Source organism: Sorangium sp. So ce124 (genome assembly GCF_051525235.1).
Taxonomy (GTDB): Bacteria; Myxococcota_A; Polyangia; order Polyangiales; family Polyangiaceae; genus Sorangium; species Sorangium atrum.
On record NZ_CP150312.1, the window covers coordinates 2,904,410 to 2,920,371 of the forward strand.

Here is a 15,962-nt window from a genome sequence, read left to right on the forward strand (position 1 = left end):
CGGTCCGCCCGATGGATCGGTCTAGAAAGGCCGGGGCTGCAACCCTGGCCTTTCGTTTATGGAACGTGGCTCGGCCTGCAGTCAAGCCGGTCTCGCTGCGAAAATCACGCGGTTTTACACGTGTGAAATGGGGGAGAGCCGCCCGCGGCCGATTATCGGCGCCGTCTGAGCTTCCGAGCGAGGCGAGCCCGCGCGAGCCGCAGGCGGCTGCCCGCCGTGCCGAGCGGGATGCGGAGGATGCTGGCGATCTCGGTGCCGCCGTGCCCGAGAGCGGCGAGGACCAGTACCTCGCGAGCCCAGAGCGGCATCCCCGCGATCGCCATGAGCGCCGAACCGGCGTCGATGCGCTCGCCGACGTGTCCGGGGTCGACGCGCTCCTCGCCCGTGGCGGCCCACGGATCGAAGACGGGCACCTCACGACGTCGGAACGCGCGCTCGTGGTAGTGCGTGCAGTGGAACCGGCACACCCCGAACAGCCAGCGCTTCAGCGCGTCCAGAGGCTCGCGCGTTCGGTCGGGCCTGTAGCGCCCGGCTTGGGAGCTCATCCACGCCCCGAGCACCACGTCCTGAACCACGTCGTCGAGGTCGACGGCTCGCACACCGAGACCGCGCAAGGCGCTGCGGATGAGCGGCTCCTGCGCGGCGATCTCGGTGATGGTCAGGACGCGAGCGGGGCCAGCGTGCGGGCCCCACGGGCTCATGGGGCACCCCGACCGCACGTCGGGCAGCGGTCGGCCGCGATGGGCCGACCGAGCAAGCGCTCCACGGTGGTTCCAGCCGCACGTGCGGCGCGCATGGCGGTACCGGGCGACCCGGCGTACTTGCCCGACGCGATCGCGCGGAGCGTGCGGGAGCGCATGCCCATCACCTCGGCCAAGCAGGCCCAGGTGCCGTACAGCGCGCGCAGGTTGCGGAGGGCGGCGCGGAGCCGCATGCGCTCGACGTCGGAGAGGGAACGGGTGACGCAGAGGCGTCGGCGGCGCGCAGGCGCACCTTCGCCTTCTTGCTCGCCCGAAGGCGAACGGACTACGGTCAGCATGTCGGACCTCGTGGTTCGGGGTTCGGCCACGCTGCCCGGTGCGCGCCAACGCACGCGGGCAGCACTTCCTTGCGCCGAAACTAGCGCACGAGATCGTCAGACTGGCCGGATCCAGCCAGTTTCAGTCAAAACCGGCCACTACCCGGGACCTTGGTAGACTGGTCATCTGGCTGGACGTCGTTGACGAGCGGGCGCTGCTTCGATGGGGCCGCCAAGTCCGACGTCGGGCTCGGAGGGACGGTGGGCACGCGGGCTCTGCAGCTCGCGCTAAATTCGCGCGGAATCGCATGGATGAGACGGGCGGCCCGGAGCAAGTGCAACTATAGTACTAGGCTGATATATGTCCTGTATGGACCGCGGAAAACAGGGTGCATCCCCCGTGCGCACTTACGTTGGTCTACAAATCGCATAAATCTCGGCACATGGGCACCACAATATCCAAGCTGATTGCCGGTTCACTGCTCTCGTTCTCGTGTTTTTCGTGTGCCGTGGCGACTGAGGACCAAGGCAACGAGAGCGACACAGCCTGTTTCCGGACTAACCAACGTGCCCAAGAAGATAAGCTATCCGATTGCTGTTCGTCGTTATACCGTGGACGGCGAGCCAGATCGCGAGATCGTCCTCGTCATCGGGAAGCCGATCCCTCCAAAGCCCCCGGCCGACGAATGGTCTTGCCCGCTCTTAATCTCAGGGCTTTCTGACAAGGAGTTCTTTCATTACGTTCCAGGGATCGATGCGATTCAAGCGCTTCAGTTGGCAATGAAGCGAGCTCGGCATGAGCTGGACGCGTCCAAGTTGCCGATCAAGTGGCTCGGAGAGATAGGGGACATCGGGCTGCCACGCAGCATCGACCCGGCTTACGGGCTGCTTCGATTCCAGCGTCTTATGGAGGGCATCTACGACATGGCCGTGGATATGGTCGGCCAGATTGCGCTCGATCTCGACACTGCGCGCAAGGCAAAGGAGGCCCACAAGACGATCCGCAAGAAGAGAACTTGAATCGAAGCGGCGCCGAGGTCGGTAGGAGACACCCACGAAGAGCCCGCCCGCCTGACCCACCGGGCCACCACTGCACGCGCAGCGCTCGCCGCGCCAAGGGTCCCTCCGGGCTCAGCTCGCGAGCACCGAAACGAGCGAGCATGACAGGTTGTGTCCCAAGCTGGCCTATCGGCCCCCGCTCCCTGGCCATTGCCGCCCCCTGCTGGCCCCCTAGACGTGCCCGCCGAGGAGCCCCCATGACCTGCCGGAAACGCCCATCTCGCGGCCGTTCCGCGGCTCCCCCGGGCATCACATCAGGCGAGCTCAAGAGGGGAGCAGTCCTATTAAGGCGATCATCCGTCCCACGCGGGCTCCCTGCCCCTGCGTGTGCGTCGACCCACCAGACCCGCGTGACGCTGCTCGCCGGCCCGGCTTTCGCTGGCGGGCGCGCGTGCTCGATCGCACGGAGGGCTCGCTCGCTGCGCACGCGAAATCCAGCTATTCAGGAAACCGAAGCGTCTCGATGGTGATGCCGCCCTCCCCGATGATCTCTTCGCCAGACCAATCCCAGCTCACGCCGCCCTTGCCTGGCGGCCCCAGCTTGTAGGTGACGTCCTCGAGCGTGAGCTGGTCCTCGTCGATGTAGGCGATGAAGATGGACAGGGGCGGAGGGCGCTCGGGGTGCTGTACGCCCCTCGAGTCCATTCGTCCGTTGTGGCAGTGTGCGCAACGGACGCATGGCGCGTGGCGTGGATCTCGCCATGCGTGGTTTGAGCGTGGGGATCACGGAGCGCGGGGGGTGGCCGTATGAACAGAAACATCGCTACCGTAGGCGCCATTTTGGCCGTGGTCGTAGCGGGTTGTGGAGGAGCAGACGAAACAGGCGAAATAGGAGCCCCCTACAGCACCGACGAGGCGGGCAGCGCCCCTCAACTCTTCACGGTTCAATTGGACCGAGCGACGACTGTAGAGAACGTGATCCCGCAGATCCTGGCCGCCGGCCACGAGCAGCTAGCCGCCGCGTGCGAGGCCAAGCCCGCCGCTTCGGTGCGAATCCTCAACCCGCTCGCCTCGGAAGAATACGCCGACGTGTCTTGCGCCTCGGTGCTCGGGGACGACAGCACGACGGCGGAGGCCCGTACCGCGCTGGTCGCCGACGAGATCGACGGGCCGATCGGGGAGGCTCAGCAGAGAATCGGTCCCATCAGCACGCTGGCATGTGGCATCGCCGGCATTGGAACCACACTCTTCACGCGTTACGCTCTGTGTCCCCGAGGGAGAACGGAACGAGCCCGGAGGAATTGCGAGGATGTGGGCATTTGGGGTACCATCGCCATTGGCGTCCTTTGCATGGTGCCGTTTTGATGGGTGCGCATCGATGGATGCCTACAAGCCGTTGCGAGTGTTCGGTATCATCGTTTGCATGGTGCTAATCGTCCTGCCCGCTTGGCTTTGTTTCCGTGGTCCGCATCCTCAGATGAGCAAATCGATTGATGTGATGTTCGCTCTCCTCCCGGTCGTGATTGTCGTCTTCGGCCAGCTCTGCATCGCCGAGGGCCGCGCCCGCGAGCGAGCCGTTCGCGAGCGGCGCGCACGGCCGGATGAGTAGCGACACGAGGCTCCCTGAGCGATATGCTGATTGCGCCGCTCCTATTCAGGGAGCCGCAGCGTCTCGACCCGGGTGCCGTCCTCCCCTCGGATCTCTTCGCCAGACCAATCCCAGCTCACGCCGCCCTTGCCCGGCGGTCCGAGATCGTAGGTGACGCCCTCCAGCGTGAGCTGGTTCTCGTCGAGGTAGGCGATGCCGATCGAGTCGCCGCCGCGCCCCGGGCCGCCGTAGCCGCCGTCGCCTCCTCGGCCTCCCTCGCCGCCGCCACACGACCAGGTGCCGTCCCCCACGGCCCCGCCCGGTGCGCCTCGGCCGCCGTCGCCGCCTTCCTCCGGCTCCCCGCCGTCCCCACCCGACCCGGCGTCGAGCGTCTTGAGCAGGCTGTCGCGCACCGTCAGCTTGGCGTGAAGCACGGCGATCCCGATGCTGGGCTGGCCGTTCCTGCCGCCTCGGCCGCCTCCACCGCCGCAGCCCCCTGCGCCGCCTCGACCGCTGCAGCCCCCTGTGCCGCCCGAGCCGCCGCCAGCGCCTCCCTTGGAGGCCACGCCGCACACGGCGAGGCCGCCGCAACGCCCGCCTCCCCGCCGCCGCGTTGGCCCGGCTCCATCGCACCGTCAACCGCGGCGGCGGCCTGCCCAGGGTGTCGCGGTGGGTCGTGGCCGTGGCACGCGGGCGACGTCGTGCAACCCCGGGGCGCAAGGCCGCAAGGCCGTCCGTGCGCTCTGACGCGACGTGGACGGGCTTCCGGTGCCGGCAGGTTGACGAGCACGCGAGCCGCGCAGGCAGCTGCGCACTGGAGTACGCTCTGGACGGTGCGACCCCTGGTCCGTGTGGTGTTCTCGTCTAGATTCCGTTTGACGCCGATCCTGTGATCAGAAGAATGGCCCGCGTCGCCACGTTGCTCGCATATTTCGGAAGACAGGGAAGAAGACGATGAGCACGACAGGCCGGCAGGTCTACTCGGCGACAGGGATCGCTCTCGTCCTCAGTGTCGTCCCGATGCAGGCAGACGCATCCGAGGTGAGCGCCGGAATTAACTTCGGGTGGCTCCAGGCTGGCACCGCGACGCGCCTCGCGGTGAGCCCGCATGCGGGAATATCGTGGCGCATCAAGGGCGATCTCTTGTTTAGTCTTCGCGACCTGTTCAGTGTCGTGCCCCCAATCCAGATAGGTGGAGCTGGTGTCTACAACAGCACCATCGTTGCCCTCGGATATAGTTGGGAGAATGGCGACTTGAGTGCGGGGCCATCGGTCGCGGTCTACTTCATGCCGGCTTGCGGACGTACAATGTGTGGGCGCGTTGCCGGGATGGCGGCAGGCGCCCATGCGCAAACCAACGCGTACGTTGCCGGACCGCTCGGCGTGTCGGTGAGCGCGAACGTGGATTGGGTCGGCGGGAGCAGTCTTGTGCTTCCAGGTTATGTGTCGGTGCTTGTTGTCGCCGGTCCCGTGCTTCGATGGAGTGTAAAATGAACACAAATAGAATTCTGCTGCCAATTGTGGCCGTCCTCATCTGCGTGCTAGCGGCGTGCAACTGGACGGTAGGAGACTGCTATCCCCGCGAGGAGTGGGAGAGGGGTGCGGGTGCAGGTGGACCAGTCGGGCCGTCTGTTCCCGTCATCACCTCCGTCGCATCGGGTGACTTCGGGGATGCGCCGCCGAGCGGATCGCAGTACGGTAGCGAGCGCAAGCTCCAGTGCAACAAAACGGACGACGAAGACGACGAGGAGAGCCCGAGCGACAGCTCGGAGAGGCCGACAGATAGCCCGGAGAGCCCGCCAGATCCGTGCCCCGGAGTCGGCGACATAGCCGGAGACGGCGCGACCTTCTTTAGCTGTAGCGAAGCGTGCAGCTCGAAGTGCCCGCCACCTGGGATGGCCCCATGGGTATACGTAGATTTTAAGCCGTCGGAGTTCAAGTTTGTCACCATTGTCGAGGACGATGGCGAGGGCAAGGGCGGAGGGTGGCAAGAGGCCAGGGCGAAGCTGAACTTCAAGAGACTGACGAGCCCGCGCAAGATCGAGAGCTGGAGCTGCCCTCTCACCATCCAAATGCCGCTCCGGACCGAGTTGATGGGGCCAATCGATGCAAGCCGCGCAGCCAGCCTCAGCGAGGAGATCGCAGAGGACGTCGCAAACCGCATGGACTACTACCTGCCGCAGGCGGCCTTCTGCGATAGATTGATCGACGAGATGCTGGCGACGTTCAAATCCAAATATCCGCGGCTCGGTGCCAGGGTGACGAAATAATGGTGATAACTCGCTCGGAGCTGCTCGGCGTCGTTTACTGTTTCTACCCGCGGGGCGTGCAAAATTTTGCACGTATCCACGTACCGCCCAACGAGCCCTTCTACGACGACACGGAGGAGCACTGCCGCCTGGTGGAAGCCGCAAGCCGCGGGCGAGCGGAGTACCCAACGTGGAAAGCGATGATCCGCCGCCTGGGGGATCGATATGGCCTTCAAAACGAGTCGCTCCACCTGTTGTCCGGGGGGGCCGACCCGGCGTACTCGGCCCGCGTTTGGCTCACCGACCAAACGGCGCTCAGCTTCCATGTGTCCTTGCTCGGGCCGTACTATGGGATCCACCTGCCCGGCATCCCCGAGGAGAGGCCGGTAGCGCGCGAGATCGCTCGGGAAATCGAGGACACCTATCCCGGCTACCGACCGATCCCGTCGGAGCTCGGGAACCAGGTGGTACCGGATGTGGCGATGGACGGGGCGTCTATGGGCAAGGCGACGATCAACATATGCCTCTTCTCGGTCGCATGGACTTTCGTAGATCCGGTGTAGCCCTTTCCCCTAGGCGTCCGCCGTCGACCTGGCCGAGCTCGTGCCGCGCCGCTGGCGAGGAGCTCGAGGCGAGCGCGGCGGCTTCGCCCCGCGGCGGCGCGGGCGCGGATGTCGAGGCGCACGTCGCCGAGCTCGGGGGCTATGGCCGTCGAACTGGTCGATCTCGGCCACGTCGCGGCGGACGCCGGCAACCTCGAGACCGCGCGAACGTACACGGCGCCCGAGCAGATAGCGGGGCCGCGGCGTCGAGGAGCACCGCGGCGGGGTCCGCACCTTCCGGCGGACTGAAGGGAGCGGTTTATGAGGGGATCGGCTGCCCGATGAAAAGAAGAGCGTGGTCTCCCGGGTGCGGCGCGGTGGCCGTCTCCTTTAGCTCGGATCCCTGGGATTGGGCGTGGGTCAGCGTGGCCGTGTTCGTTCTCGTCGGCATGGGCGCCGCGGTCGTCCTCGGCATCCGGCGCCGTCGCTGACGTGGTAGGGCAGCTGTACCCCGTAAGGCGGCGCCGCTCGCTTGGGGAGGCGCCTGGCGGGGGAGCGGCCGCGGGGTCGAGGTGGATGCCGGCGAGCTCGGCAACGTCGATGTCCACCTGGTCGAGGGCGGCGCGCCGCGGTTGACCTGGTCGTAAACCGCATGGACTATCGTAGCCGTCATGGAGGTCCGTGCCATCGTCCTCCCGGGACGTGTTGCGACTATTCGGGAAACCGAAGCGTCTGGTGAGCCTCGCCGCTCTCTCCCACCGTCGTGCTGCCATCGTGGTTCCAGCTGGTGCCGCCCTTGCCCGGCTGTCCGGTCTCGATGGTCACGCCCTCCAGCGTGAGCTGATCCTCGTCGAGGTAGGCGATGCCGATCGAGTCGCCGCCGCGCCCCGGGCCGCCGTAGCCGCCTTCGCCGCCTTCGCCGCCTTCGCCGCCGAAACAGGCGGCGAGTTCATTCCCGAGCGTTCCGCCCGGTGCGCCTCGACCGCCTCGGCCGCCGTCCTGGGGTGGCCCGCCATCGCCGCCTTTGCCGCCAAAGTCCGCCGTGATCTTGGTGTCGCTCACGGTCACCCGGGCGTGGAGCGCGAGGACGCCGATGGACGGCTGACCGTTCCCTCCCCCGCGGCCTCCTCGGCCCCCGCAACCGCCGGCCCCTCCCGAGCCTCCTGCTGGGCCTCCCTTGGAGGCCGCGCCGCACCGGGCGAGCCCGCCCCGACGACCGCCGCCCCCGCCGCCGCCCTGGCCCGGCGTGCCCCACGTCCCCTCGCCCCCCGTGTCGCCTTCCCATCCTGTCTCGGTGAGGCGCCCGATGCCCTTGCCCGGTGCGCCCTGTGTTCCCGGAGCCCCCGGGCCCCCCTGGGATCCGGGATAGCAACTGCTGACGTTGTCCTGCTCTGCGGTACCACCGCGTCCCGAGGGCGGAGCATCGGCGGGCTCCCCGTCGGCTCCATCCTCGGCGCTGTCGGGCAGCCCGTCCCCTCCCTTGCCGCCGACGCTCGTGAGCCCGCTCTCGCACTGGTTCACGGGCGCAGGCCCGCCGGCGACGACGGCCGCCGAGCATGCGTCCCCACCGAACATGCCATCCGGCCCGTCCGGTTGCTTGGTCGGCCACCTCTCGCCGTGTCTGTTTCCACCCCCTCCGTTGGCGGAGATCTCGCTCCGCAGGATCTCCACCGCGGTGTTGGACTGAGCGAGCACACCGACCGGGCCCCAGCTCGGGACGTGGAGATCGGCGAGCGTCGAGACCCCGTCCGCGGCCCCCGTGTCCCCGGGGGCCGAGGGCTCGACGATCACCATGGGACCGAAGACCCGCTCGGGATTGAACAGGGTGAACGGGCGCAGGGGGTCGCGCTCCCATTTCCGGCAGTGGAAGCCCCCGAGGAGATCCACGCCGGAGGGCACCCTGATCTGCTCCACGACGAATCCATCGTTGCAAAGGAACACGCGTCCTCGTCCAGCGCGCGCGAGCTCGACGGCGTGCTCGACGGTGAACACCGGCTTCGCCTTCGTGCCAGGGTTCCTGTCGTCGCCAAAACCGTAGGCTCCGGCGACGAACACGCCGCAGCCGTCGTCGAGGACACCGGCGGCGACGTGCTCGACGCAGACCGACTCCGGGGGCGGCTCGTCCTCGCACGAGGTGCCTTCACAAGGCGTGACGCCAGGGTCGTTCACGCCGGGAGCGGTTCCGCAGCCGGCCGCCCACGGCGACAACAGAAGGACGAAGGTAGCAGCGGTGCTCTTTCTCATGAACGTCTCCTGAGGGGGGACGCCAGCACAGGGCGGTTCATTGAGGCGGCTCCGGGTCTGGCGCATCGAACCGGTACCAGAACGCCGCGGTCCCGCTTCGCCCCTGGCCGAGCTCACTTTCCGGGATTGCACTGCCGCCGCGCCCACCGGTGCCGGCTTGTCCGGGCGAGACCGTCGACGTCTCCAGGATGGCCACGGAGGCGCCCATGGAGCCGATGCCGAGCGAGTGGCCCCCGAGCCCGCCGCCGGCATCGCCCCCGCGACCGCCGTCGCCGCCGCTTCCACCGCGGCACGCGTTCCAGGTCCGGTTCAAAGGGTGCTTCCCACCGAGGCCGCCGGAAACGCCAGAGCCTCCCCACTGGCCCGTTCCGCCGACCCCGCCATCGCCGCCCTTGGCCCCGCAGACCTTGCTGTCCTTGACCGTGAGCTCGCTCCTCTGGAGTGCCACGATCCCGATGCTCGCGCCGCCGTAGTCGCCCCCCTGGCCCCCTTTGCCCCCGCAGCCGCCACTGCCCCCCGATCCGCCGGCCGCACCGGCCTGGGCGCGACCTGCCGGACACGCCACCGTGGCGTCGCGCCCTTTGCCGCCGCCACCTCCGCCACCACCCTGGCCGACGCGGCCCTTCTCCCCGTCTTTACCGCGGACGCCGACCCATCCGTCGATGCCAAGGAGGCCGGCGCCCGCCGCTCCAGCAGCGCGCTCTGCATCGTCGCCGCGTCCTCCGTCCTCTCCCGGCTTGCACGGCATGCTGGACGTGCCGGAGCCGCCCAAGCCCTGCTCGTCCGAATTCCTGACCGGTTCCGGCAGTCCTGAGGTCCCGTCGCCGCCCATCTCGGGGCCTCCATCTCCCCCCTCGCCACCCCTCGACTCGATGCCGTCGTCGCATACGGTCACGACCGGAAGGGCGCCCGGCGCCACGTTCGCGGTGCAGGCGTCCGCGCCGTCGTTCCCAACCACGCCGGCATTCGCACGGAAGCTCGGCGCGTCCTCGCCCGGCTCTCCATCCTTGCCGTCGCCTGCGAGGATCACACTCGACTGCACGATCGCCCTGGCCCCATGCTCCAGGATCATCGCGATCGACGACTTGTGGTCGCTCGCGGAGGCGTCGGCCGCCTCGACGCGCACGCCGAAGATCACCGACGTCGCATCCTCCTCCGCGATGACCGCACCGTCGTCCCCCCCGAGGACCCGCACCGGGATCCCCACGGGCGGCGCGATGACGGTCAACGCGTGCTGCTCGTCGAGCGGCCCTCCATAGGACCAGTCGCCGCCGGCACACAGACGGCCGCCCCAGACGTCGACCCCCTGGGGGAGCGAGATGGCCTCCTCGAACAACCCGCCGCACGCGTACACGCGCCGGGTCGGCACCTGGCCGTCGCGTCGAACGTGCGCGGCGAGCCCGATCGCGTGCTGCAACGTCCTCACCGGCGCGGCCTTCATTCCGGGGCTGCTGTCGTCTCCCTCCTCGCTGACGAACACGCCGCACATGTCGAGCGCCGTCGCCGTCTTCGGATCCCCATCACAAGGAGACGGCTCCGGCGGCGGAACCTCGCACCAGTAGCTGTCCGCACAGCTGTCGGAGTAGCACCCCGTATTCCCGGCGGCGCCTGCCAGACCGAACGCGACGGACGCCAGCGAACGGAGGACCTCTCGACTGCGACCCATCGATCTAGAACGCATGACCTCGCCTCCCCCTCACCACGCTCCCCCGACGAGCACACCCGCTCGTTCGCTCGTCGTCACCGGCACGATGCGAAGGCCAGCGGCTTTGGACCCACCACCGAAGAAGGCAACCTCCGTGAAGAACGAGGCCGCCGTCGCCACGCCGAACACGGCGCTCGTCGCCAGCGACACCTTGCCGAGGGTCGCGAACAGATCGCGCTGGTTCACCTGGTCACGAATGCCGGCGCACGCCGCGGGCGGCGTCGCTTCCCGGCACGTATGTGACGTCCACCCCTGTGCGCGAAGCGTGACGTCTCGCTCGCGCAGATCGCCGTGGACGACGTGAGCGCGCAGGAGAAAGACCGCGCCGGCCGCCGCTGTTGCCGTCGTCACGACGATGCCGCCTATCCGCGCCGTCCCCGGCCAGGAAGCCCATGGGCTGGGAGGCCGTGCCTGCGCAGCTGCCGGAGAGCTCATGGCTCCCGGCGTTTCGCTCGATGAACCCGGCGCGTCCTCTCTGGCGCTGCTCACCGACGCGCGCGGACAATGAAGCGAGATCTCGTGCTCCGCCTTCGCCACGGTGCGCAAGGTGTGGAACGCATCTTCGCGGCCCGGTGCTCGGGCTCGCACCGTGTGCAGGCCGGGCTCGACGAACAGCGTGTAGACGCGTGCGATGCGGCCGATGGATTTGGTGTCGATGATCACCTCGGCGTCCGGCGGGTCGACGGAGAGACGGAGCTTCGCGACGTGCGGTGTTGCCTTGCGCTGCCCTTCCTCGAATCGCTTCTGCAGCGCAGCCGGCAGCGCCTCGCGCTGCTCAAGGCTCCAGGCCAGGTGTTCGGCCGCATCGCGGTATTTGCCCAAAGCGAGCTCGCAGAGGCCGAGCTCCCCGGCAATCTCCGCGCGCTCACGCTCCGTGGTGGACTCCGGGTCTGCGGCGTCGAATGCCGCCTTGTAGGCGGCGTGTGCCTCGGTCCATTGCCCCGTCGCGCGCGCCCTCTGGCCACGGCGAACATGGTCCTTCACCGTCGAGTGCTCTCTCGACCTTGTCGTCGATGAGCCGCCCTGGGCGCGCGCTGCGCTCGTAAGGCATGTCGATGCCCCGACCGCAAGGAGAATCGAGAGGAACTGTGGAGCGCAACGCATGTCATGACGGTAGTTGCGTCAACTGCTCGGCGTCAATGGCGTGTGAAATCGCCATGCGCTCGCCTTTGTCATGAGAAATTTCAGCGCGATCCAGCAATGCTTCCATCTCTCGTCGGCGCCGAATGCTGTGCGAGTGCGCAGATGGCGCATGGGGACACATTGTCCTACCAAAATGGACCGGGCCGTTCACTTTTCTGACCCCGGGAGGTCCGCTCAGACGTGCTACCGGCATGGGCAAGCCAGCGGGCATCTTCAGCAGCTTCGAGCTCTTCCGGCGCCTGGCGAGGCGCTTCGGGGTCCCGGCGCGCGATGCCGAGGACGTCGCGCAGGACTCGCTGCTGCGGGGGCTGGACGCGGACGGACGGATCGAGGCAGGCGGGGACCCGGCGCCTTACCGCGTCACGATCGCGGCCAACCAGGCGCGTGACCACGTTCGAAGCGCGCGCCGCCGGCGAGAGGTGCTGACGCCGTCGGGCGACCCCGAGCTCCGCGACGAGCACGCCACGCCGGAAGAATTGCTCATGTGGCGCCAGCGGGAAGCCGTGCTGCGCGAACTCATCGCCGGTGTCGACCCGAAGTACCGCGACGTGTTGATCAAGCATGATCTCGAGGAGATCCCGCTGCCCCAGATCGCCGCGGAGCTGGGGCTTCACCCTGACGCCGTGAAGACGCAGCACCGTCGAGCCCGCGAGCAGCTGGAGGAGGCGGCGGAACGCTGGAGGGCGAAGCGACGCTCGCGCGGATTGGACGAGGCCGCGTGCGTCGTTCCGTTCGGGCTCGATCCCCGCCAGGGGTGGATCGGCTCCCTGCTCCGCTGGAGTTGGAGGTTTCTGTTGCAGGGTGCGACCGTCGTGCTCATGGGCGCCATCGTCACTGCCGTGACCTCCTCGTCCAGGCTGCAGTCGTGGGTCCGGTCGGCTCTCGATGGCCGTTGGACCGAGCTGACGGGCCAGGCAGCTGCGCCGCTGCCCGCGGAGCGCCGCGCCGGGCCGGCCGGGACGTCATCCGCATCGGCCGCAGAGCAGGCCCCTGCGCTCCCGGCGGAGAGCCGCGCCGGACAGGCCGGCGCAGAAGCGAGCACGGCGCCCGCTCCGTCGGTGGCGACTGGTCCTCGCGCCTCGTCCTCGACGATGCCCGCGCAGCCGGCGATCAGCGCGCGCGAGACGAGCCTGATCCACCAAGCCCGGAAGGCCATCGAGGCCCGCAGCCCAGAGGCGGACCTCGAGGCGCACCGGTTGCTCGAGGCCCATGCGGAGGAGTTCCCGCGAGGTCGGCTCGCCGCTGAGCGCGAAGAGATGCTCAGGCAGCTTCGCTGAAGCATCGACTCGCCATCAACAGCTAAGCAGGCGGGGATGACGGTGCTGTCTTCGGACAGCACAAGGCCGAGCTCCGCCTTGCGTCGGACACGAACGCTCACGTCTAGGAGGCGAAAGATCATGGAGGACATGCTGGGTGCGATGTGGCTAATCTCGCCGCTCGGGCTCGCGATGATAGCCTGCGTCGCGATCGGTTTCGCCGTCACGGCGCGCGAAGCGCTGGGACGCGAACGCGGGCTTCGCGAGGCGCGCGAGCACGCGCACGAGGACGAGGAGTCCGCCCTCACCGATGCGAAGGAGAAGGCAGCGAAAGAGCGGGACCGATGCCGGCGCCTTCTGGACTGTCATGTCGACGCGGCGCTCGCGGCGATGGCCGACGGCCGGGCGCGCCCGATCCCGTGGCCAGGAAGGGTCCTCGAATCGTTTTGCGCGACGATGCCTTCGTGGAGGCGAAAGCTGGCCGAGAGCACGGGGCTGGAACCACGGGAGGTGGAGCGGCTGCTGAGGAGCGACCTCCCTATGACGCCCGGCCTCGCGCGGCAGCTGGAAGCTTTCACCGGCGCTCCGGCTCGGTACTGGGAGCGTCTGTGGCGGCTGCACGACGACTACCGGACGGACGCAGAGGAGACCGTGGTGATCCAGGTCGGCGAGCCCGTCACCAGGCGCGAGAGCGCGGCGCGCCCCGCGTCGTCACCGGCGCCGAGCTCCGTGCCGCCGACTCCGCGCGCGATACCTCCTCGCGCGCTCGACGTTCCTCCGCCCGTGGTGCCGTCTCCCGAGCTTACGGCCAAGAGCCCGCGGGCGAAGCTCCCGCCGCCTCCACAGCCGCGGCTTCGGTCGCCGCTGCCTGTCCGCGCCGCCACGGGGGCAGAGCTCGCCCGTCGCGCTGGGACCCTGACGAGCTTCCCGCTACAGCGTGACGAAGGCGGGCGGGGTGCCGCGAACGCTCCCGATTGGGAGGACGTAGAGCGCTCGCCGCTGAACATTACCCTTCCGGGAATAGGGAGCCATGGGTGAGCGCGGCCGTGGATAGCCGCTCAACGCTTCCGCTGGCATGGGTGGAGCTATCATCATAAGGCGATATTGCCCAAGGGGGGTAAAGCCATGGATCGTCCGAATGACGGCAAGCGCGCTGCTGCGTACGCGCGCTTGTTCTGCCCGATGTTGGTTCGTGCCGTGCTGCGCTGGTTGGAGAGGCTGGGAGTCCCACGGTGCCATCGTGGCGACGTCGCGGGCCAAGTCTGGGTCAACGTCTGCGAGAGCTGGCACAGGTTCGATCCGAAGCTCGGCCGGCCCGAGCGCTGGGTGAACGCGATCACCGTACACGTTGCCTCGCACTACCACGAGCGTGCGCGACACTGCAGAGAGGAGCTGGTTGATTTGATCGAGGTGTTCGATCCAGCGCCGGATGCTGCTGCTGTGATGGAGTCCGACAACACCAGGGCCAGCACCATGGACGCGATGAATGAGCTCGAGCCGGAACTGCGATTCGTTCTCGTGGCACACGACCTGGACGGCGTTTCGATGGCCCAGATAGCCCAAGACGCTGGGTTGCCTCTCTCCACGCTTTACAAGCGGCGCACGAGGGCCATCGGCGCGCTGCGCGACATCATTATGCTTCGGGAAGCCAGCGATATCTCCACGCAGGGAGTGGGGTTGCAATGAGCGTCAAGGGCCTGGTTGTCCACTTCCGGCGCGACTTGGATGACCATGAGGCGGAGCGAACGATCGAAGCTCTTATGATGGTCAAAGGCGTCATCAAGGTGTCGCCTATCGGAGCCGGTTACGAGGAGGATCTGAACCGGGAGCGGGTCAGGCGAGAGCTGCTCGACAAGACGCGCGCGCTTCTGGGCGAGGAATAGGCGCCGGCGCAGTTACTGGTCGGCGGCGCCGTCGTCCTCCTCGTCGTCTCCCGCGTCATCCTCGTCTTCTGCGTCGTCCTCGTCCTCGTCCTCGGCCTCGGCCTCCGCATCCTCGGGCTCGGCCTCCGCATCCTCGGGCTCGGCCTCCTTCTTCCGTCGCTTGAGCGCCGTCAGCCCGAGCGTGATCTGCTCGCGCGTATTGAAGATGCCGCGGAACGTCGTGGCCCAGTCGTTGTACCACAGGCGGAGCGACTGGAGCGCGGCGAGCTGCGCCTCCTTGGCCTTCGCGATCTCCGCCGGGCTCACCGCGGGCGCGGTCCTGTCGGGAGTCCGGTGCTCCTCCGCGGCGGCGATCAGCCGGCGCATCGACTCGATCTTCTTCGGCGTGAGCCCGCGCTCGCCGAGCGTCCGGTAGAGCTCCCGCGCGCCGGGCTCGGCGCTCGACGCGAGCTCGTCGACGCGGTTCAGGAACGTCTTCACCGAGTCCACAACCGCGGGGCTGAGCGGCTGCTGCGAGAGGTTCTTGAAGAACGCGGCGGTGAACCGGGCGGCGTTCTCGCGCGGGATCACCCGGGGGATGATCATCCGCATCCGCGGGAACCAGAGGTTCTCGAAGTCGTCGATCTCCTGGAGCAAGCGCATCCGCTCCACGGAGCCGCCGGCCGTGACCTCGCGTTGATCGCCCTCAGCCAGCCAGTGCTCGAAGCGGCGGTTCTTGCCGGAAGCCGTGGTGTACAGCTCCCAGCCGAGATCGTGCTCCTTCTGCGTGTATCCGTGGCGCCTCGCACGCTCGAGGTACCGGGGGATGTTGAAGAGCAAGGTGTGGACGCGGGCGAGGAAGGCCGTCGTCTCGGCGTCGAGCTCCGTCGGACTGGCGTCGTCCAGCGCTTTGTCGAGCGGCGCGAGCGCCTCGGCCTCGGTGCGCTCGGCCTTCGTTTCCTTCGGGGCTTTCGGGGACTTCGATGTCTTGGGTTTGCTCATGAGATCCTCCAGTGTGGGAGGCTATACCGGCGAGCGGGCTCATGTCGACACCGGCGCGTTCCTCGGCGTCGTTGTCGATGGCAACAACGGCGCAAACGTCGCTGACCCGTGCGGGGGCGATCTATACCGCCCGAACGCCCTCGTCTTCGGACCCGGCGACAGACTCTATGTCACGGGCTTCCGAGCGAACGAGAACGACACCGACAAGATCCCGATGCTCGAGATCGTGGACGGCACGGGTGTCCTCGTCGACCAGATCGATCTCTACCGGATCGGGCAGCCCGGCGTGGTCGCCCACGAGCTGCCGCGGCGGCCAACGGCGACGCGCGCGGGCGCCGGGTCATCGGAGGTTGT

Annotated in this window: 18 protein-coding genes and 1 pseudogene; 10 read left to right on the forward strand and 9 right to left on the reverse strand. The window is 68.1% G+C overall.

The window, feature by feature from the left end:
• Positions 1–152 precede the first annotated feature (152 nt).
• Both WMF19_RS11090 and WMF19_RS11095 read right to left on the reverse strand, forming a co-directional pair.
• Positions 153–701 (reverse strand): RNA polymerase sigma factor, encoded by a 549-nt coding sequence (locus WMF19_RS11090; RefSeq protein ID WP_437899051.1) that lies wholly within the window; start codon positions 699–701, stop codon positions 153–155.
• Entirely contained in the window at positions 698–1,039 is a 342-nt protein-coding gene (locus WMF19_RS11095; RefSeq protein WP_437899052.1) for a transcriptional regulator, read from the reverse strand. Before WMF19_RS11095 ends, WMF19_RS11090 begins: the two co-directional genes overlap by 4 nt.
• Positions 1,040–1,585: 546 nt before the next feature.
• Here WMF19_RS11095 and WMF19_RS11100 point away from each other — a divergent pair.
• Positions 1,586–2,038 (forward strand): DUF6968 family protein, encoded by a 453-nt coding sequence (locus tag WMF19_RS11100; RefSeq protein ID WP_437899053.1) that lies wholly within the window; start codon positions 1,586–1,588, stop codon positions 2,036–2,038.
• 477 nt (positions 2,039–2,515) lie between these two features.
• Here WMF19_RS11100 and WMF19_RS11105 read toward each other — a convergent pair whose 3' ends face one another.
• On the reverse strand, positions 2,516–2,722 hold the full coding sequence (locus WMF19_RS11105; RefSeq protein WP_437899054.1) for a hypothetical protein: 207 nt from the start codon (positions 2,720–2,722) through the stop codon (positions 2,516–2,518).
• Positions 2,723–2,824: 102 nt separating this feature from the next.
• Here WMF19_RS11105 and WMF19_RS11110 point away from each other — a divergent pair, with 102 nt between their 5' ends.
• Together WMF19_RS11110 and WMF19_RS11115 are read left to right on the forward strand one after the other, a co-directional pair.
• A complete protein-coding gene (locus WMF19_RS11110; RefSeq protein WP_437899055.1) occupies positions 2,825–3,382 on the forward strand; it encodes a hypothetical protein in 558 nt (185 codons plus the stop codon).
• Between the two features lie 13 nt (positions 3,383–3,395).
• Positions 3,396–3,626: a hypothetical protein gene (locus WMF19_RS11115; RefSeq protein WP_437899056.1), complete on the forward strand. Its 231-nt coding sequence runs from the start codon at positions 3,396–3,398 to the stop codon at positions 3,624–3,626.
• Positions 3,627–3,667: 41 nt separating this feature from the next.
• Here the strand turns inward: WMF19_RS11115 and WMF19_RS11120 are convergent.
• Positions 3,668–4,230 (reverse strand): annotated as a pseudogene (locus tag WMF19_RS11120) (hypothetical protein); the annotation flags it as partial.
• Positions 4,231–4,559: 329 nt separating this feature from the next.
• Here WMF19_RS11120 and WMF19_RS11125 point away from each other — a divergent pair.
• The 4 genes from WMF19_RS11125 (at position 4,560) to WMF19_RS11140 (ending at position 6,887) form a co-directional block, all read left to right on the forward strand.
• On the forward strand, positions 4,560–5,099 hold the full coding sequence (locus WMF19_RS11125) for a hypothetical protein (protein ID WP_437899057.1): 540 nt from the start codon (positions 4,560–4,562) through the stop codon (positions 5,097–5,099).
• The gene (locus WMF19_RS11130) at positions 5,096–5,875 is read left to right on the forward strand and encodes a hypothetical protein (protein WP_437899058.1); all 780 of its coding nucleotides are present in this window, start codon (positions 5,096–5,098) and stop codon (positions 5,873–5,875) included. The genes WMF19_RS11125 and WMF19_RS11130 overlap by 4 nt, the downstream gene beginning before the upstream one ends.
• Positions 5,875–6,417: a hypothetical protein gene (locus tag WMF19_RS11135; RefSeq protein WP_437899059.1), complete on the forward strand. Its 543-nt coding sequence runs from the start codon at positions 5,875–5,877 to the stop codon at positions 6,415–6,417. The genes WMF19_RS11130 and WMF19_RS11135 overlap by 1 nt, the downstream gene beginning before the upstream one ends.
• Before the next feature lie 320 nt (positions 6,418–6,737).
• Positions 6,738–6,887: a hypothetical protein gene (locus WMF19_RS11140; RefSeq protein ID WP_437899060.1), complete on the forward strand. Its 150-nt coding sequence runs from the start codon at positions 6,738–6,740 to the stop codon at positions 6,885–6,887.
• A 220-nt stretch (positions 6,888–7,107) separates the two neighbouring features.
• Here the strand turns inward: WMF19_RS11140 and WMF19_RS11145 are convergent, their stop codons facing one another.
• The 3 genes from WMF19_RS11145 to WMF19_RS11155 are packed head-to-tail and all read right to left on the reverse strand — an operon-like array spanning position 7,108 to position 11,329.
• Positions 7,108–8,640 (reverse strand): hypothetical protein, encoded by a 1,533-nt coding sequence (locus WMF19_RS11145; protein ID WP_437899061.1) that lies wholly within the window; start codon positions 8,638–8,640, stop codon positions 7,108–7,110.
• Positions 8,641–8,677: 37 nt separating this feature from the next.
• A complete protein-coding gene (locus WMF19_RS11150; RefSeq protein WP_437899062.1) occupies positions 8,678–10,306 on the reverse strand; it encodes a hypothetical protein in 1,629 nt (542 codons plus the stop codon).
• A gap of 30 nt (positions 10,307–10,336) precedes the next feature.
• A complete protein-coding gene (locus WMF19_RS11155) occupies positions 10,337–11,329 on the reverse strand; it encodes a hypothetical protein (RefSeq protein WP_437899063.1) in 993 nt (330 codons plus the stop codon).
• 350 nt (positions 11,330–11,679) lie between these two features.
• On the opposite strand from WMF19_RS11155, the gene WMF19_RS11160 reads away from it, so the two are divergent.
• Positions 11,680–12,765, forward strand: coding sequence for a sigma-70 family RNA polymerase sigma factor (locus tag WMF19_RS11160; protein WP_437899064.1), 1,086 nt, complete (start codon positions 11,680–11,682; stop codon positions 12,763–12,765).
• A gap of 147 nt (positions 12,766–12,912) precedes the next feature.
• Here the strand turns inward: WMF19_RS11160 and WMF19_RS11165 are convergent, their stop codons facing one another.
• Positions 12,913–13,113 carry a hypothetical protein gene (locus WMF19_RS11165; RefSeq protein WP_437899065.1) on the reverse strand — a complete coding sequence of 67 codons (201 nt, stop codon included), beginning with the start codon at positions 13,111–13,113 and terminating at the stop codon, positions 12,913–12,915.
• Positions 13,114–13,869: 756 nt separating this feature from the next.
• Between WMF19_RS11165 and WMF19_RS11170 the strand changes: the two genes are divergently transcribed.
• Both WMF19_RS11170 and WMF19_RS11175 read left to right on the forward strand, forming a co-directional pair.
• Positions 13,870–14,430, forward strand: a complete 561-nt coding sequence (locus WMF19_RS11170; RefSeq protein WP_437899066.1) for a sigma-70 family RNA polymerase sigma factor — start codon at positions 13,870–13,872, stop codon at positions 14,428–14,430.
• The gene (locus WMF19_RS11175; protein WP_437899067.1) at positions 14,427–14,627 is read left to right on the forward strand and encodes a hypothetical protein; all 201 of its coding nucleotides are present in this window, start codon (positions 14,427–14,429) and stop codon (positions 14,625–14,627) included. The genes WMF19_RS11170 and WMF19_RS11175 overlap by 4 nt, the downstream gene beginning before the upstream one ends.
• Positions 14,628–14,639: 12 nt before the next feature.
• On the opposite strand, the gene WMF19_RS11180 is transcribed toward WMF19_RS11175, so the two are convergent.
• Positions 14,640–15,608 carry a hypothetical protein gene (locus WMF19_RS11180; protein WP_437899068.1) on the reverse strand — a complete coding sequence of 323 codons (969 nt, stop codon included), beginning with the start codon at positions 15,606–15,608 and terminating at the stop codon, positions 14,640–14,642.
• Between the last annotated feature and the right edge of the window lie 354 nt (positions 15,609–15,962).

What these genes read in the sequence shown, in the direction of transcription:
- WMF19_RS11150 (WP_437899062.1), bottom strand. Translation starts at nt 10,306, where the DNA reads ATGGGTCGCAGTCGAGAGGTCCTCCGTTCGCTGGCGTCCGTCGCGTTC.
- WMF19_RS11135 (WP_437899059.1), top strand. Translation starts at nt 5,875, where the DNA reads ATGGTGATAACTCGCTCGGAGCTGCTCGGCGTCGTTTACTGTTTCTAC.
- WMF19_RS11175 (WP_437899067.1), top strand. Translation starts at nt 14,427, where the DNA reads ATGAGCGTCAAGGGCCTGGTTGTCCACTTCCGGCGCGACTTGGATGAC.
- WMF19_RS11140 (WP_437899060.1), top strand. Translation starts at nt 6,738, where the DNA reads ATGAAAAGAAGAGCGTGGTCTCCCGGGTGCGGCGCGGTGGCCGTCTCC.
- WMF19_RS11130 (WP_437899058.1), top strand. Translation starts at nt 5,096, where the DNA reads ATGAACACAAATAGAATTCTGCTGCCAATTGTGGCCGTCCTCATCTGC.
- WMF19_RS11180 (WP_437899068.1), bottom strand. Translation starts at nt 15,608, where the DNA reads ATGAGCAAACCCAAGACATCGAAGTCCCCGAAAGCCCCGAAGGAAACG.
- WMF19_RS11165 (WP_437899065.1), bottom strand. Translation starts at nt 13,113, where the DNA reads ATGACAGTCCAGAAGGCGCCGGCATCGGTCCCGCTCTTTCGCTGCCTT.
- WMF19_RS11170 (WP_437899066.1), top strand. Translation starts at nt 13,870, where the DNA reads ATGGATCGTCCGAATGACGGCAAGCGCGCTGCTGCGTACGCGCGCTTG.
- WMF19_RS11095 (WP_437899052.1), bottom strand. Translation starts at nt 1,039, where the DNA reads ATGCTGACCGTAGTCCGTTCGCCTTCGGGCGAGCAAGAAGGCGAAGGT.
- WMF19_RS11115 (WP_437899056.1), top strand. Translation starts at nt 3,396, where the DNA reads ATGGATGCCTACAAGCCGTTGCGAGTGTTCGGTATCATCGTTTGCATG.
- WMF19_RS11110 (WP_437899055.1), top strand. Translation starts at nt 2,825, where the DNA reads ATGAACAGAAACATCGCTACCGTAGGCGCCATTTTGGCCGTGGTCGTA.
- WMF19_RS11160 (WP_437899064.1), top strand. Translation starts at nt 11,680, where the DNA reads ATGGGCAAGCCAGCGGGCATCTTCAGCAGCTTCGAGCTCTTCCGGCGC.
- WMF19_RS11105 (WP_437899054.1), bottom strand. Translation starts at nt 2,722, where the DNA reads ATGGACTCGAGGGGCGTACAGCACCCCGAGCGCCCTCCGCCCCTGTCC.
- WMF19_RS11125 (WP_437899057.1), top strand. Translation starts at nt 4,560, where the DNA reads ATGAGCACGACAGGCCGGCAGGTCTACTCGGCGACAGGGATCGCTCTC.
- WMF19_RS11145 (WP_437899061.1), bottom strand. Translation starts at nt 8,640, where the DNA reads ATGAGAAAGAGCACCGCTGCTACCTTCGTCCTTCTGTTGTCGCCGTGG.
- WMF19_RS11090 (WP_437899051.1), bottom strand. Translation starts at nt 701, where the DNA reads ATGAGCCCGTGGGGCCCGCACGCTGGCCCCGCTCGCGTCCTGACCATC.